Consider the following 17477-nt stretch of genomic DNA (forward strand, 5'->3'; position numbering starts at 1 on the left):
TATATCATTATACTAACCAAATTCAGATATATTGTCGATAATTAAAGATAGCGCTTCCATATAATTTGTATATAAAATCGTAAACATTATACTATTTAGTACTTTTACTTAACATTTTACACAAAAACCTCTTTTGTACTATATACAAAAGAGGTTTTCTTAAAATAATTAAACACGACTATAGTTTATCAATCATTTCGCCTTTAATATCGCTATATTATATTTTAGTCTTCCATCGTACTTAAATCTCCTGCGGGTAAGTCGAGTTCCCAAGCTTTAAGTACACGGCGCATAATCTTACCTGAACGTGTTTTTGGTAATTTATCTTTAAACTCTATTTCTCTAGGTGCAGCATGTGCGGCTAAGCCTTCTTTAACAAATTTACGAATTTCTTCTTTTAACTCATCACTTGGTTCATATTCTGGACGTAAAGCAACAAATGCTTTAATAATTTCACCTCTGATAGGGTCAGGCTTACCAATCACTCCTGCTTCTGCTACTGAGTCATGTTCTACTAGTTTAGATTCTACTTCAAATGGTCCTACACGTTCTCCAGCTGTCATAATTACATCATCTACACGACCTTGGAACCAATAATAACCTTCTTCATCTTTGTATGCAGAATCTCCTGAAACATACCAATCTCCAATAAAGTATGAATCATATTTTTCCGGGTTCTTCCAAATAGACACCATCATAGATGGCCATCCTTTTTTAATAGCAAGATTCCCCATTCTATTTGCCGGTAGTTCATTCCCTTGATCATCTACAATTGCTGCTTCAACACCAGGTAAAGGTTTTCCCATAGATCCTAATTTCACATCCATCGTTGGATAATTCACAATCATATGGCCACCTGTTTCCGTCATCCACCAAGTATCTAACACCCGTTTGCCGTACACATCTTTAGACCATTTTATAACTTCAGGATTCAATGGCTCTCCTACTGATAAAATCAATTTAAGTGATGATAAATCATACTTTCCAACAATATCATCTCCTGCACTCATTAGCATTCTTAATGCAGTTGGTGCAGTATACCAAATAGTGACTTTAAACTCCTCAATCATGCCATACCATCCCTCAGGTGAAAATCTTCCACCTGCAATACAATTTGTTACACCATTTAACCATGGGCTAAAAATACCATATGATGTACCTGTAACCCATCCAGGATCAGCCGTACACCAATATACATCATCATCCTTAAAGTCTAATACAAACTTACCAGAAATATAATGTAACAACATGGCTTTTTGTGCGTGTAAAACACCTTTAGGTTGGCCAGTTGAACCAGAAGTATAATGTAATATCAGTCCATCATCTAAAGTTAACCATTCCGTTTCAAAATCATCACTTGCTTTTACAAATTCTTTATTAAAATCAACATATTCATTTTCAACATTGTCGTCCACGACAACGATAGTTTCTAAATTGGGTAATTGATCTTTAGGTATACGTGGTAATAATTCATTAGTCGTTATTATGACCTTAGCATCGCTATTTTCTAATCGATCTGCAACTGCCTTTTCCATAAATGCTTCAAATAAAGGACCTACTATCGCGCCAATTTTCAATATGCCAAATAGAGCAAAATATAGCTCAGGCGTTCTTGGCATAAAAATAAAAACACGGTCTCCTTTTTCAACATTTGCTTGTTCTTTTAATACATTAGCAGCTTTGTTTGAATTAGATTTCATTTCACTGAAAGTATAGCTTTCTTTACGTTTTTCATCTTTATAATGTAAAGCAATCTTATCACTTTTACCTTCTTCAACATGACGATCAATACATTCATGTGCCATATTCACTTTTCCAGTGTCATACCATGAAAATACCTTTTCAACTTCCTTCCAATCAAAGTTATTATATGTTTTATCATAGTCTTGAAGGTTAAAATTTCCGTTTTCCCCTTGATATACTTCTACTTTCATTTTAAATCCCCCTCTTAATGAAATCGTTTACTTAAAATTTATTATAACGAACATTTTCGGAATTTTCAAAATAATACCGTGTAAACAAATACATTTAATGTTATTTTAGCTTTAATTCACTTATAATATAGTTAATTAATATTGTTTGCTGTATTCTTATGCGGTAGTTTGGAGTGAAAAAATGGAACATATAAAAACGTATCAATCTCAAACTTATCACTTGGATGAAGGTACCTTTGTTATAGAAGGACCTATTTCACGCACGAAACTTGATTCTATGACTTTTGACGAAGGCCTAAATGCTTTTCGTCCTCCAATCGATCAGTTTGAAGCAGTAAAAGAAATTAGTGAATTAGACGAAGGAAGAATATTTGTGTTACACCATGAACAGCATATTGTCGGCTATGTCACCTATCATTACCCTGACCCATTAGAACGTTGGTCTACAGGAAATTTAGCATATCTGATTGAATTAGGTGCAATAGAAATTAGTTTATCTTACCGTCGTTTAAAATTAGGCAGTGAGCTCATTAAAATAAGTTTAAGTGCTGATGAATATGAAGATTATATCGTCTTAACCACTGAATATTATTGGCATTGGGACTTGAAAAATTCAAAGCTTGATGTCTATGAATATAAGAAATTAATGCAGAAATTGATGGGATATGGGGGCCTAGAAATTTTTGCAACTGACGATCCAGAAATTACGAGTCATCCAGCCAATTGCTTAATGGCACGAATTGGATCGCGCATTACAATTGAACAATTACAAGCATTTGACAACATTCGATACATGAATCGCTTTTTCTTTTAAAGGGGAGACTTATATGAATCATACGCAACAAAAAACGGGCTATGTATATTCAAATGAACTATTACAATATCGATTTAGTAATAGTCATCCTTTTAATCAAATGAGATTAAAATTAACAACTGAATTACTCGCTGATTTGGGTTACTTAAAACCAAACCATATCATTCAACCTAGGATTGCCAATGACAAAGAATTAGCTTTAATACATTCTTATGATTATATCCAAGCTATTCGGCATGCATCACATGGCATTTTAAGCGATAATGAAGCCCAAAAATATGGTTTAGATGGCGATGACACATTACAATTTCGCATGATGCATAAACACAGTGCACGAATTGTTGGTGGTGCATTAAATTTAGCTGACTGTATCATGGATGGTACAGTTACGAATGGTTGTCATTTAGGTGGTGGTTTACACCATAGCTTGCCTGGCCGTGCAAATGGCTTTTGTATTTATAATGATGTAGCCATTACTATCGCTTATCTCATCAAAAATTACAATCAACGTGTATTATGTATAGATACTGATGCGCATCATGGCGATGGTACACAGTGGAGTTTTTATACAAATGATCAATCTTTAATTTATTCTATACATGAAACAGGCAAATTCCTATTTCCTGGTTCGGGTCATTATACCGAACGTGGTGCTGAAAAAGGATTTGGTTATACAGTGAATGTTCCCTTAGAGCCATATACAGAAGATGTTTCATTTCTAGAAGTGTTTAAAGAAACTGTTGAGCCGGTCGTTGCTTCATTTAAACCTGATATTATCGTTAGTGTGCACGGTGTAGATATTCATTATTTAGACCCCCTCACTCATATGAGTTGTACATTAGAGGCTTTATATCAAATTCCATATATCATTAAGTCCTTAGCTGATACATACACAGATAGTAAAGTACTTATGTTTGGTGGTGGTGGATACAATATTTGGAAAGTTGTACCTCGCGCATGGAGTCATGTCTTTTTGGCGCTAATCAATGCACCACAACCATCAGGTGATTTACCAAAGACATGGCTACACAAATGGCAACAATATGCCCCTTTCAAACTACCCGTCACGTGGAGCGATGATATGCAAGATTTCCAACCTATACCTCGAACAGAAGAAATATCAGCAAAAAATCTGAAACATGCGCACCAAGTAAGTAGCTGGTTTAAATCATAGGTATTTCAAAAGGATTATGACAAACTGCTCATCTATCATTCGAACCATAATTTTTATAAAAAAAGAAACCTTATGACAATGTCATAAAGTTTAAAGATAGACAAACCAATTGCTATGATTTAGCACTTGGTTTGTTTTTTTATTATATCTATGTTCCGACTCCTATCTATGATCTTTAGGAGTCTTTTAAAATGTCTATTCCATTTTATTCTTCGTGATTACGGTTGAGACTAAATTCTTGAGGTACAGTAATGCCCCAAAATACGGAATACGATAATACCCACGAAAACAAGCAAAAAACTCAACACCATCAGAAGCTTTATCCATATATTGAAAGCAACCTTATCATTAAAATAAGATTGCTTTTTCATTCGTATTTTAGTAATTATTAGCCTATTTTCAACTGATCACTATTTAGTTGTGCCTCTATATTCAATTCTATGCGGTAATATTACATTGGGTTCTTCAATTTCTTCTTCATTCATATATTTTGTTAACAATCTCATGCCTACTGCCCCAATATCATAAAGTGGCTGAATCACACTAGATAATTGTGGTCTTACCATTTCAACTAATCTCGTATTATTAAAGCTTACAATTTGTAATGAATCAGGAATGCTTACCCCAACATCTTGCGCAGAATGGACTAATCCAATAGCCTGTTCATCACTGATTGACAGAATCGCATCTGGTTTTGATGCTTTTAATGTTTCAAAGGCACGCACACCATCTTTATACGTTTCGTTTCCATTAAATATATTATTCTCATTTAATGTTAGCTGATGTTGTGATAATACTTCTTTAAGACCAGCTAAAACGTCTTCTTGCGCTTTTTTAGAATAATCTCCACCTACAAAGGCAAATTCTTTAGCGCCACTTTCGATTAAGTGAGTTGTAATTTCTTTAGCAGCTGATTTGAAATCGATATTAACTGATGCAATATCAGCATCCTTACCGTTAGTTCCAGAAACTACTACAGGCACTGAAGATTTACTAATTAAGTCCTTAATCTCTTCAGAAATTGTACCACCTAAGAAAATAATGCCATCTACTTGTTTACTTAATAAATTATTAAAAATTTCTTTTTCTTTAACTGGATCGTTATCAGAATTAGAAATAATTGAATGGTACTTATACATTGTAGCTATATCTTCTAATCCTCGAGCAAGTTGAGAATAGTAAACATTAGAAATGTCTGGAATAACAACTCCAACTGTTGTAGTACGTTTACTCGCTAATCCTCGTGCCACTGCATTTGGACGATAATTTAATTTTTGAATCACTTCATTCACTTTGTCACGTGTTTCAGGTTTAACATTTTGGTTACCATTAACTACTCGTGAGACCGTTGCCATAGAAACGCGGGCTTCTCTTGCAACATCATATATTGTAACAGTCATAATTTCCTCCTTGTAAGCGGTTTATTTATTATTATACTCTGTTTTCATAACTTTTCAAATTTTACCATATTTTTTGAATTTGTAAAACAATTTGTTTACAATGTCATAATTATGTCATTAAATATAATTGAATCTAGTTATTATTTATAATATTATTTTTTATATATAACACAAGATTTATTGTCCAACTTACCTTTGTTAATATACATATATAGTTCAATAAATGATTACACTATAAGCTTTTACATATAAAAATGCCCCGATGCAAATACTATATCCTAGTACACGCATCAGGGCATTTATGTTTATCTTAGCTTTAATATTATTTTAATTGCTTATTATTGTACATATCCGCAAGTGGTTTAATTTCGTTGTAGAATTTTTCAAATTCATTAAAGTCCATTTGTTGACCACTATCACTTAATGCTACTGATGGATCAGGATGAACCTCTGCCATAATACCATCAGCGCCAACTGCTAATCCAGCTTTAGCTGTTGGTAACATAATATCTTTACGACCAGTACTATGTGTAACATCAACCATGACTGGTAAATGTGTACCTTGTTTTAAGATAGGAACAGCAGAGATATCTAATGTGTTTCTTGTAGCATTTTCGTAAGTACGAATACCACGTTCACATAAAATAATGTTGTTATTACCTTGAGATGCAATGTATTCAGCTGCATAAATAAATTCTTCAATTGTTGCTGATAAACCACGTTTTAATAATACTGGTTTATTTGAACGTCCTGCTTCTTTTAATAATTCAAAGTTTTGCATGTTACGTGCGCCAATTTGGAATACATCTAAATAATCGTCAGCCACTTCAAAATCAGCTGGATTTACAATTTCACTTACTACATTTAAACCGTATTTATCTTTAGTGTTTTTAAGAATTTTTAATCCTTCAACACCTAAACCTTGGAAATCATATGGTGATGTACGAGGTTTGAATGCACCACCTCTAATAAATTTTTCACCTCTAGCTTGTAAATTAGCTGCTACAGCATCAACTTGTTCTTGAGATTCAACTGAACATGGACCAAATACAAATGATTTGTTACCATCTCCAATAATGCCGCCATTATCAAATTGAACAATTGTATCTTCTGGTTTTAATTTTCTAGAAACATATAAGTGTTTTTCATTTTCAGATTTTTGTAAATCTGTAGAGGCTTTAAAAATTTCTTTAAATAATTGTTTGATTGTATTGTCATTGAAAGGTCCTTCATTTTTATCTAATAATACGTTGATCATTTCTTTTTCTCGTTGAGGATCATATACAAGTGTACCTTTTTTACGTTTTTCCTCTCCAATTTTTTGTGCTAACTTTCCTCTTCTAGATAAAAGTTTTAAAATCTCATCATTAATTTCTACAATTTCGTCTCTGTATTCTTGTAATTTGTCTGTCATTTATAGTCACCTCTATGAAAAATTTAAAATCGATATTTTATTCTGCTTTAAAGCGATAAAACATTTGTTAAACGTAATTCTAACAAGAACTCTATATAAGTTCAAGTCACGATTTAAAAAAATCACTTTTTTAAGTGAATAATTTCAATGATAACTGAATTTTCTGTAACTTACCACCTATATTTTACACTATTCTGACATTTCACTCTATATATTTAAGCCCTTGTCACATGCGGTTTTAAACAAAAAAGAACCGAACAAAACTGTTGAACGGTTCTTTTTTATATTAAAACTATTAAGTTGTTATAATAAATATGCTAAATTATTAATTTCAGCCATTATTAGTCATTAAATGTTCTTTTATCAATTTTACTCTTGGCTTTTTCAGTTTTTTTAGATTGCGCTCTATTTTTAGTATAAGTTTGTGCACTTTTACCTTGTTTAGATTTACTGTCCTGAGTTGATTGCTTTTTCAAGCCATTTCCAGCCTGGTCATGCGCAATAATCCCATCATTAAACGTTACACTCTCATGAGTTTGTTTTACGCGTTGTTCAGCCGGTTCTGGCTTAGATTTAAACGTTTGTTTTTTTGATTTATCTGCAGAATTATCTACCTTATTTGTAGATTCCACAGCATGATCAACTTTATGCGTCACTAAGTGAGGAACTACTTTGTTATTATTAGATTTTACTGCTTCAGGCTTCAATAAGTTGGCTGTATTATCAGCAACATTTTGATTTTCATTTATTGCTTTATATTTATTTTTTGCCGCTAAAGCTAATCCAGTAGCTGTAAGACTACTTGGTATAGCCGTTTTCTTTGATGATTGTTTTGATGTTATTTCTTCACTTTCTTTTGAATCTTTAGTAACTAAGTGAGGTGTTTGCTCTTTTGAATTACTACTTGATTCTTCTTGTTGCAGGCTTTTTGTATTTTTAGCAACTTGTTCATTTTCATTAAGTGCTTGCTTTTTATCGCTTGCTGCTTTTGCGATACCAGTCGCTGCAATCGTACCACCTGTAGCTGCTGCAATCTTAGTACCTTTACCTGTAGAATCATTATCTTTATCCGTTACTTCTTCTTTAATTGCTGTTTGTTGTGCCTCGACCTCATCTTTTGTTGGTTGTGCTTGTGCATCAATATGTGTAGAGTCTGTATTACTTGTAGCAGATGTCGTTGCCGAATCATTATCCGTTACTTCTTCTTTAATTGCCGCTTGTTGTGCGTCAACTTCATCTTTTGTTGGCTGTGCCTGTGCATCAATATGTGTAGGAGCTGTATCTTTGGATTCTCCATTATCTACACCTTGTTGCTCTTGTGCTGCTTGTGCATCTGGTGACATATCCGCTAAATTGTTATCTGAAGTTTCTTGTTGAATAGCATTTTTTTGAGCAGTCAATGCTGATGTAGAAACTTCATTATCTTGAGCGCTTGATACTGTTGACTTAATATGGCTAACTTGACGATCTGCATTAGCTTTTTCACTTTCTGATTGTTCGATAATGTGCGACTTGAATTGTGAAGCTTCGTCTGATTTTGGAGTAGTTTTATCATTAGCTTTTGTTTTACTTAAAGATACTAACCCTATAGCTGAACCTATTACTGCCCCTACAATAAATCCATAAACAAATTCATTTCTTGCTCCTTTTGTAAAATACTCAGGAACTTCATAACTTTCTAGATTTCTTTCATAATCATCACGGTTGTAATATTTCATAATTGAAGGCCTCCTATAACAAATGCACTTAAATAAGTTTCAAAACCTCATTTAAGTGCATTTGTTTGTTTAAGTATATGATTTATTTGTTATCTACGCGTGTAGTATAGCTATGTGTTGAATGATTTGACTCATTTGCATTTGCATCACTAGCTACGCTGCTCGCTTTGTAGTTTGCACTATCTCTACGATTTCTTCTGTTTTGCCATTTATCAGCAACTTCCATTGCTACGTTTGACCATTGAACAACTTGTGAGATTTTATCTTCATTTTGAGAAATATTGTGCGTAATTGAGTTTGTAACTCTATCAACAGATCCATTTAAAGTTTGTACTGAATCACCAATACCTTTAACAGCATCAATAACAGAGTTCAAACGATCTGATTTATCTTGAATATCTTCAGTTAAGCGATTAGCTTTATGAAGTAAGTCAGTAGATTCACGCGTAATACCTTGTATTTGTCCCTCAACCCCATCAAGAGTTTTAGCAACGTGATCTAAATTTTTCTTAACTGAAAGTAAAACTACTACGATACCAATGACTAATACTAAAAATGCAATCGCAGCTATAATTCCAGCTATAGGTAAAATCCATTCCATTTAAAACGCCTCCTAATAAACATATGTTGTTATTTAATATAAATACCCATCTCATTTTAACATAAACATATTAGAATGAGGTAGTGACACCAATATTTTCCATATATGCACGTTGAATTTTTTGAATATCTCCAGCGCCCATAAATAATATAACTGCATCATTATATTGTTCTAAATTATTCACAGATGCTTCATCAATAAGTTTTGCACCATCAATTTTTTGAACAAGGTCTTGAATTGTTAGATTACCACTATTCTCTCTTATTGAACCAAATATTTCACATAAGAATGTTTGATCTGCTACATTTAAACATTCAGCGAATTCATCTAAGAACGCTTTAGTTCTACTAAAAGTATGTGGTTGGAATACTGCGACTACATCTTTCGTTGGGTATTTCTTACGTGCTGTTTCAATTGTAGCACTTATCTCTCTAGGATGGTGTGCATAATCATCAACTAATATTTGTTTACCAATTTTTGTTTCGTTAAAACGACGTTTCACGCCACCGAATGTTTCTAGAGCTTCTTTAATATTTTCAATATTAAGCTCTTCTAGATAACTGATTGTGATAACAGAAAGCGCATTTAAAATATTATGATCGCCGAATTGCGGTGAAAGGAATGTATCATAGTATTTATTTTCAATATACACATCAAATTGTGTACCTTTTTCATTAATTTGAATATTATCAGCATACACATTATCATCTTTCGAGAACCCATAATAATATACTGGTACATCTGATTTTATATTACGTAGATGTGTATCGCCACCCCAAGCAATAATTGCTTTTTTTACATTATGTGCCATCTCTTGGAATGCATCAAAAACATCATTTACATCTTTAAAATAATCTGGGTGATCGAAATCAATATTTGTCATAATTGCGTAGTCAGGATGATAACTTAAAAAATGTCTGCGATATTCACACGCTTCAAAAGCAAAGTAATCACTTTCTGGAATACCTAATCCTGTGCCATCACCAATTAAGAATGATGTTTTTTTATCACCGTTCATTACATGAGATAATAATCCTGTTGTAGAAGTCTTGCCATGTGCGCCTGTAACCGCAACAGATGTATATTGGTTTATCACATGGCCTAAGAAATCATGATAACGAATTACTTCTAATTTTAATTCGTGTGCTCTTACTACTTCTTCATGTGTATCTGGAAATGCATTACCTTGAACAATAACCATATCTTCCTTAATGTTATTTGCATCAAATGGTAATATTTCGATACCATTATTTTTTAAAGCTACCTCTGTAAATACGTAATTTTTTATATCTGAACCTTGTACATCATTTCCAAGATCATGCATGATTTGTGCTAATGAACTCATACCGGCTCCTTTAATACCGACAAAATGATAATGTGTCATCGTAACACTCCTTAATCTCTATATTAATTTTTGTTTTTCTCTAAATTAATTACCGTCTAAATCTGATTCTGTAATATACACATCTCTAGGTTTAGAACCATTCGCACCGGAAACATAACCAAGTTGCTCCAATTGATCTACAATTCTTGCCGCTCGATTATAACCTATTTGGAAATGTCTTTGAACTAATGAAGTTGAAATGTGCCCCTCTTGTAACATAAAACGACATACATCATCGAATAAGTCATCTTGAGGCTGTGTTTCAGTTTTTTTCAATAGCTCTTTTTCTTCAAATAGATAATTTGGATCTCGCTGTTGCTTAATAAAATCAACTACATCATCAATTTCATCATCAGATACAAATGTACCTTGTACACGAATCGGTTTGTTCATACCACTACCTAAGTACAACATATCTCCATAACCTAATAAACGTTCTGCTCCACCACTATCTAAAATGGTTCTTGAATCCACGCTAGATGATACCATAAATGCTATTCTCGTTGGAATATTTGCTTTAATTAAACCTGTAATAACATTAACTGATGGTCTTTGTGTTGCGACTAACATGTGTATACCACAAGCACGTGCTTTTTGAGCTATACGTGCAATAGATTGCTCAACTTCTTGCGGTGCCATCATCATTAAATCTGCAAGTTCATCTATTACTATAACAATTTTTGGCATTCTATCATCGTATGTTGCCTTCTTATTATAAGCTGTAATATTTCTTACATGATATTTAGCAAAAACTTTATAACGGCGTTCCATTTCTTCAACAGCCCACTTAAGACTTTGCGTCGCCGCTTTAACATCTGTAATTACTGGTGCTACAAGATGTGGTAAATCATTGTATGGCGCGAGTTCAACCATCTTAGGATCAATTAGTAGTAACCTCAACTCTTCTGGATGGTTTTTATATAATAATGACATTAATATGCTGTTGATGCATACTGATTTTCCTGAACCTGTTGCGCCTGCAATTAAAGCATGTGGTGTTTTAGCTATATCCATCAGCAGGGGTTCATTATTAATGCCAAAGCCCATCGCAACATTCAATTTAGATTCTGAATTTTTAAAGCTAGGGGCATCAATGATTGAACGTAGATTAACTTTGGTTGACGTGACATTTGGCACTTCAATCCCTACCAAACTCGTCCCTGGTATTGGTGCTTCTATACGAATGTCCTTCGCTGCTAATGCCATTTTAATATCATCTTGCAGTGCAGTGATTCTAGACACTTTAACACCTTTTTCAACAGAAAGTTCAAAGCGTGTCACACTTGGTCCTTCTGTAACATTTTGTACTTCAGCTGGTACATTAAAATAATAAAAGGCTTCATTTAGTTCTTGTTTTTTCTCTTCTATCCATGAATTATCAATTTCATGTTCTTCAGGCTCGTCTAATAAACTTGCGCTCGGCAATTTAATGTTTGGCCCTCTTCTAATAGTTGGCTTATCACTATCGTTATTGGTAACACCCTCGCCTACTTGCTTGGTATCTATATCTGATAGTGATGTCTCTATATTTTGTTTGTTATCTTGTTGATGTGTTACTTCTCTTTTAGCAACTTCAGATTGATTCTGCAGACCATCTGCGTTCTGGCCCTGTGGCTGATTAATATTTTTTTCATCTTGAATCGTTGTCTCCTCATGAATATGGGGCGAGTCAGAAATTTGTGCATCTGTTTGCAAGTCGTTCTCTTTTTCATTATGACTTGGCGTCAATATGTCTGTTTCATATTGTGCTAGTTGTGTTTCATCCATTTCTAGTGCTTTGTAATCTGCGTCTGTTACCTCTGTTTCACTCACATCGCTATCTGATACTAGCGTTTTTTTATTTGTTTCAGTGATAGGCTCAGTGTGGTTTTCGACATAACTAGACACATGTTGATTATTTTCTATACTAGATTTCTGACGTTGTTGTTCTGATGTTGTGTGCATATCTTCTTGCTTCGTTGTATGTCTCTCATTTTTTGATACATCATGCGATTTACTAGCATTATTTGAGTCAAATTTTCTTTGCTTTTTAGCATCCATCATACGCTTTTTATCTGATGGTGTCATTACCACATTAAATGGTTTACTACCTTTTCTAGTTGGCGGTTGAATACGATTTGTTTGTCTAGTACTACTTTCATCTGACTGTTTGCTATTTAAGTCTTGTGTATCTTGTACAGCAGACGCTTCATTTTCTTGATTTTCGTTCATTTCCGATGAAGGTTGTTCACTTGTAACATCATTCAAGTGCGTCGTTGCTGTTTCCTGTAATGATTCGTGAATGTTGTCACTATCTTTATCTTCACTGTCTGAATTGAAGTCATCATGTTCATAACTAGATATATTTATACCTTCTGATGTATGCACAGATGTTTCTAAATCATCCTCTGATTCTGAATGATTATCTTCTTCTTGATTTGTCAATTCACTATGTGATTGTGTTAATTCTCTATATTGTGCATCTGTAAATGATGTTTCTGATGCTTGATAATGATTAAAATCGCTTGCTTGTTCACTGTTTAATTCATTTTCTGATAGTGCTTGTTGCGGTACATTGTTTTCTTCAAATAAAGCATTGGCTTTTTCATTAATTGAATTGTCAACGTCATCGTTAGAACTATCATATTCGGCTTCAGCGATTTCATCATCGTCTTTGTTGTTTATTTGTTTAGTGCTTACATCCACATATTCATCATTTATAGTATGTACATCACTTACTTGATCTAAATCAATTTCTTCATAATTAAATGGTGACGACGCCCCTACTTGAGCATCTTCGTTATTATCATTATTGAATTCTTCTGTATTAGTTTGATTGTGTTCACTTTCTATTGTGTCTATACTGTCATATGCATCAGCTACCATATTACTTTCTTCATCGAGCGAACTTTCACCAATGTGATTTTGCGCTTGCTTAGCATACATTTCATCGATTGCTTTTTGAATATCATTCTCATTATTTTCTTGTTGTGCATTTCTCTTTTGTTGTAACGCTTTTTTAAATTGACGCTTTTGTAATACTTTGCGTTCTCTTTCACGTCGAATTTCTTCTACAATTTGAGAGGCATAGATATTTTCAATACTAATTTTATTATCTCGCGCGGTAGATGAAGTTTGTTTGGTAGATTCCTTGGATTCATCTTCAGTTGAATTTTGAGATAAATCATTATCCCAAGTACTTTCTCTTTCTACAGTGTTCGCACTGTTTTGTGAGGTAATTGGTTGCTCTTCATCAACTTGTGTACTTTGGTGCGCCTCTGATGTACTAACATCTGCATCATTATCGTGTACCTGTTCTGTTGCACTACTTTGTTTTTGAATGTTCGAATCATCAGGTTTAGATGTAGGTTGCTTATCTTCTTCTGATTGCTCTGAAGTACGAATTACGCCATTGTCTAAAGGACGTGGTTTTTGAGTACCAAAAATTGCTGACGGTACTTCACTCGCTTTAAAGTCACTATGCTGATAACTTGGCGTTTTATGACTGCTTTTAGTCTCAGCATTAGCTCTCAACACATCTGTTTGAATTCTCATTCTAGTCCCTCTATGGGGCTTATGCTCACTTACAGTGTCAGCAGATGCAGATTGATGTTCAGTTGGATGTTCACTTCTGTCTTGTTTCTTAACATCATTAGGTTTCGCTGTATCATATGCATGTCTGCGTCTTCTTTGTTTATGATGTGTATTAAGCGCATCTGAAGAGGCCTCATAGCGTTTTCTATTTTCATGAGATGACTGATTATTAGAAGTAGATTGTTCTTCTGATTGACTTGCTTCTTCTAAAACACGCATAGGAAATCTGAATTTACCTTTAGGTCTTTCATAAACATCATTGTTCTGGGGAAGTAATGAATCTTGCTCTTCTTGTTGTGTAGCTTTTTGACGTCGTTGGCTTCTTTTATTGAGATAATCTTCTGTTGAGTCATTATCTTCTCCAAATAACTTGTCGAACCAGCTCATTCGCACATTACCTCCTTTTAATCTTCAAAAAATGCTTGTCCTACAGTGTAATCATCTGTTAAGACCATGATACCTTTTTCTTGTGGTGCATCAGGTAAATTTAATTCTTTCATTGAACAAACCATTCCACTTGATGGCACACCTCTAAGCTCTGCATCTTTAATAACCATTCCACTTGGCATCACTGCCCCTACTTTTGCCACTACAACTTTTTGTCCTGCTTCAATATTTGGAGCGCCACATACAATTTGTAATTGTTCGTTGCCCACATCAATACGCAATACACTTAATTTGTCTGCGTCAGGATGTTTTTCCTTAGTTTCAACATAACCTACTACAAACTTAGGAGAGAAGTCTGCATTTAATTCAAAAGTAAACCCATCATTTTTGATAGCTTTTTGCAATGCTTCAACTAATACTTCAGTTAGTTTGATATGACCATTTCCAACAATATCAGCTTTTTTAGATGCATTGAAAATATTATAGCCCACTACTTTGTTTTCGTGTTTTATTTCAACTACATCGCCTCTTGTTTCGTAATTGAACTCACCATTAATAGTTTCAATTTGTAAAAATGCTACATCTCCCACTGCTTCTTTATTATAAAATAAATTCATGGTTATTAATCTCCTTAATCTTTATCTTTATTTTCGTATTTTTTTCGTGTTGCTTCTAATCTTTGTATTACATTAGGATCTCTTTTTTGCTTATTATTTTTACCTAATATAAATATAGGCTCAAAATGACCCTTGTCATAGCCAAGTGATAATGAAGTAATAGGAACTAAACCTTTTGTAAAGAATTCCATTGTTAGGTGAGCCATTACATCGTAGCCTGTTTTATTGCGAATATCTGCAATAATCAATACATCTTGGTGCGGCACAGCTACCAGCATTTCACCTTCACATTGGTCTTGGATTTCATTTAAAAAAGTCGTGTTCAAAATTCTACTTGCATCATAACCATCATTTGAATTGACGAAATAAAATATATTTCCTTTCACTTCATCTGTTGTATATTTATTTTCTAGCTTTCTAATGTTAAATAAAGCCATTTCTTTTAATTGTTGCTTGGTTAATTTCATTTGTTCAAGCATTTGTTCATCAACTAAACGGTATGATTTACCTAAATCAACTGCATAATATATATTGGTTTCAGCAGTATGCCTCTCAATCACAAATTTATTACCATTTTTATCTTTTTTATCAAAACTCGGAGACCTAAGTACCGGCATAATCTGAATATCATCTATACCTGACAGTGTGTCTCCTTTCATTTGTTCAATTGCTTCTTCAACATAATAGACTATTTCATCTACTATTTTTTCTTTTTGATTATTATATTTAGCTACTATTGTAGAAAGTTTAACAGTAACACCTTCACCATTATCCACTCTAGAAATACGCAGCGTTTCTTCTTCACGATTAAAGCTAAACTTCACATTTAAATGACTCAATCGATCTTTTAATTTATCTCTCATTTGAAAGACATTCATCTTTAACACTCCTATTTACGTGCCTTATTACAGTTTACAATAAATATACCCTTAGGAACAGAAAAAAAGTAAGTTCTAAGGGTATATATTTGTATAATTCATTTTAAATGATTTTGGCTGTTTTTATTTACAATGAAGCTAAAAATTCATCAATTTGTTCAATAGATTTGCGCTCTTTTCCAATATAACTACCAATTTGTTTATCATCTTTAAATACTAAGAAACTAGGTATACCCATAATGTCATAATCTATACAAATATCTATAAATTTATCTCTATCTACAGATATAAATTTATAATTTGTATATTTACTTTCTAATTGTGGTAAATCGGGTTCGATGACTTTACAATCAGGACACCAATCTGCAGTAAATAAAAATACCGTTTGTTCTTTTTTTAACTCATCAAATTGTTGGGCATTTTCTAATTGTTTCATTCTAATCACTCCTAAATTATTTATATTGTAATGCTTTGATTTTGTCTTCATTCAAATGTGTGACAGATTGTGTTAATAGTTGTCTAGCAGCTGTGTAATCTCTCATATCAAACACTGCATTTGTACTGTGGATGTAACGTGCACATACACCAATAACCGCAGTGGGTATGCCAATATTCGCTTTATGAATTTCTCCGCCATCGGTGCCGCCTGGCGATATATAATATTGATGAGATATTTCAAATTGATTGGCTAAGTCTAGCAAATAATCTCTAAAAGTTGGTTTCAGTATCATTGTGCCATCTTTTATCCTAATCAATGTACCTTTGCCTAATTCTCCAGATAGATGTTGTTTACCTTTCATATCATTTGCAGGAGAACAATCTACAACAAAAGCTACATCAGGATCTATTAATTCTGCAGAGGCACGTGCTCCCCTTAACCCTACTTCTTCTTGAACATTAGCACCTACATACAAATCAAAGTTTAAATCTACATCTTTTAATAATTCTAATAATTCAATACCGATTAGACAACCATAACGATTGTCCCAAGCTTTACTTGCAAATCGGTGTTCAGATAATTGGATAAATGGCGTTTCTGGAACAATTGAATCTCCAATATTTATACCACGCGCTAAAACTTCTTCTTGATTTTCACAACCAATATCCAATAATAAGTCTTCTATTTTAGGGGCGCCTTCATTCCCAGTTCTAAAATGCTTAGGTATATTGGCTACTATTCCAACAATCTCCTCGTTTTTACGTGATTTTACCTTAAGTCGTTGACCTTGCCAAATATCCGTAGCTACACCACCTAAATTTGTAAATTGTAGCATGCCATTCTTAGTAATATGAGTAATCATAAATCCAATTTCATCCATATGCGCAGCCACCATTACACGTTTAGGATTATCTACTTTCGCACGTTTAACTCCGTAAAATCCCCCCATACGATTATAAACAAATTCATCTACATAAGGTTCCATTTCTGCTTTTAAATATGATTGTACTTCATCTTCAAACCCTGGTGCGCCGTGTAATTCTGTTAATGTTTTCATTCTTGATATTGTTTTATTCTTGTCTATATTCAACGTTGCTCACTCCTTAATATTTATTATATCATCTTCGTTATGGTAAACTATTAA

Annotated in this window: 13 protein-coding genes; 2 read left to right on the forward strand and 11 right to left on the reverse strand. The window is 33.4% G+C overall.

Translation table 11 applies throughout. From position 1 onward, the window contains the following. Positions 1 to 224 precede the first annotated feature (224 nt). Positions 225 to 1934: an acetate--CoA ligase gene (acsA, locus tag BK821_RS10675; RefSeq protein WP_046836721.1), complete on the reverse strand. Its 1710-nt coding sequence runs from the start codon at positions 1932 to 1934 to the stop codon at positions 225 to 227. 181 nt (positions 1935 to 2115) lie between these two features. Between acsA and BK821_RS10680 the strand changes: the two genes are divergently transcribed. After that, on the forward strand, positions 2116 to 2748 hold the full coding sequence (locus BK821_RS10680) for a GNAT family N-acetyltransferase (protein ID WP_046836722.1): 633 nt from the start codon (positions 2116 to 2118) through the stop codon (positions 2746 to 2748). A gap of 13 nt (positions 2749 to 2761) precedes the next feature. Beyond that, complete coding sequence (locus BK821_RS10685) at positions 2762 to 3922, forward strand: acetoin utilization protein AcuC (protein ID WP_046836723.1); 1161 nt, start codon at positions 2762 to 2764, stop codon at positions 3920 to 3922. Positions 3923 to 4332: 410 nt separating this feature from the next. On the opposite strand, the gene ccpA is transcribed toward BK821_RS10685, so the two are convergent. From ccpA to BK821_RS10735, 10 genes are all read right to left on the reverse strand, one after another. Next, positions 4333 to 5322 carry a catabolite control protein A gene (ccpA, locus tag BK821_RS10690; protein WP_046836724.1) on the reverse strand — a complete coding sequence of 330 codons (990 nt, stop codon included), beginning with the start codon at positions 5320 to 5322 and terminating at the stop codon, positions 4333 to 4335. Between the two features lie 322 nt (positions 5323 to 5644). Next, on the reverse strand, positions 5645 to 6736 hold the full coding sequence (locus BK821_RS10695) for a bifunctional 3-deoxy-7-phosphoheptulonate synthase/chorismate mutase (RefSeq protein ID WP_046836725.1): 1092 nt from the start codon (positions 6734 to 6736) through the stop codon (positions 5645 to 5647). Between the two features lie 341 nt (positions 6737 to 7077). Beyond that, positions 7078 to 8454 (reverse strand): hypothetical protein, encoded by a 1377-nt coding sequence (locus tag BK821_RS10700; RefSeq protein ID WP_071331655.1) that lies wholly within the window; start codon positions 8452 to 8454, stop codon positions 7078 to 7080. 82 nt (positions 8455 to 8536) lie between these two features. Further along, positions 8537 to 9055, reverse strand: coding sequence for a DUF948 domain-containing protein (locus BK821_RS10705; RefSeq protein ID WP_046836727.1), 519 nt, complete (start codon positions 9053 to 9055; stop codon positions 8537 to 8539). Between the two features lie 70 nt (positions 9056 to 9125). Further along, entirely contained in the window at positions 9126 to 10439 is a 1314-nt protein-coding gene (gene murC, locus BK821_RS10710) for a UDP-N-acetylmuramate--L-alanine ligase (RefSeq protein WP_046836728.1), read from the reverse strand. Between the two features lie 45 nt (positions 10440 to 10484). Then, entirely contained in the window at positions 10485 to 14399 is a 3915-nt protein-coding gene (locus BK821_RS10715; RefSeq protein ID WP_071331656.1) for a DNA translocase FtsK, read from the reverse strand. Positions 14400 to 14416: 17 nt separating this feature from the next. Further along, positions 14417 to 15016: a YtpR family tRNA-binding protein gene (gene ytpR, locus BK821_RS10720; protein ID WP_071331657.1), complete on the reverse strand. Its 600-nt coding sequence runs from the start codon at positions 15014 to 15016 to the stop codon at positions 14417 to 14419. 14 nt (positions 15017 to 15030) lie between these two features. Next, positions 15031 to 15894: a DUF1444 domain-containing protein gene (locus BK821_RS10725; RefSeq protein WP_046836731.1), complete on the reverse strand. Its 864-nt coding sequence runs from the start codon at positions 15892 to 15894 to the stop codon at positions 15031 to 15033. Between the two features lie 127 nt (positions 15895 to 16021). Continuing rightward, positions 16022 to 16330 (reverse strand): thioredoxin family protein, encoded by a 309-nt coding sequence (locus tag BK821_RS10730; protein WP_046836732.1) that lies wholly within the window; start codon positions 16328 to 16330, stop codon positions 16022 to 16024. Between the two features lie 16 nt (positions 16331 to 16346). Next, positions 16347 to 17423, reverse strand: coding sequence for a M42 family metallopeptidase (locus BK821_RS10735; RefSeq protein WP_046836733.1), 1077 nt, complete (start codon positions 17421 to 17423; stop codon positions 16347 to 16349). Positions 17424 to 17477: the final 54 nt, after the last annotated feature.

The sequence above is a fragment of the Staphylococcus sp. LCT-H4 genome (assembly GCF_001866145.1).
Classification (GTDB): Bacteria; Bacillota; Bacilli; order Staphylococcales; family Staphylococcaceae; genus Staphylococcus; species Staphylococcus succinus.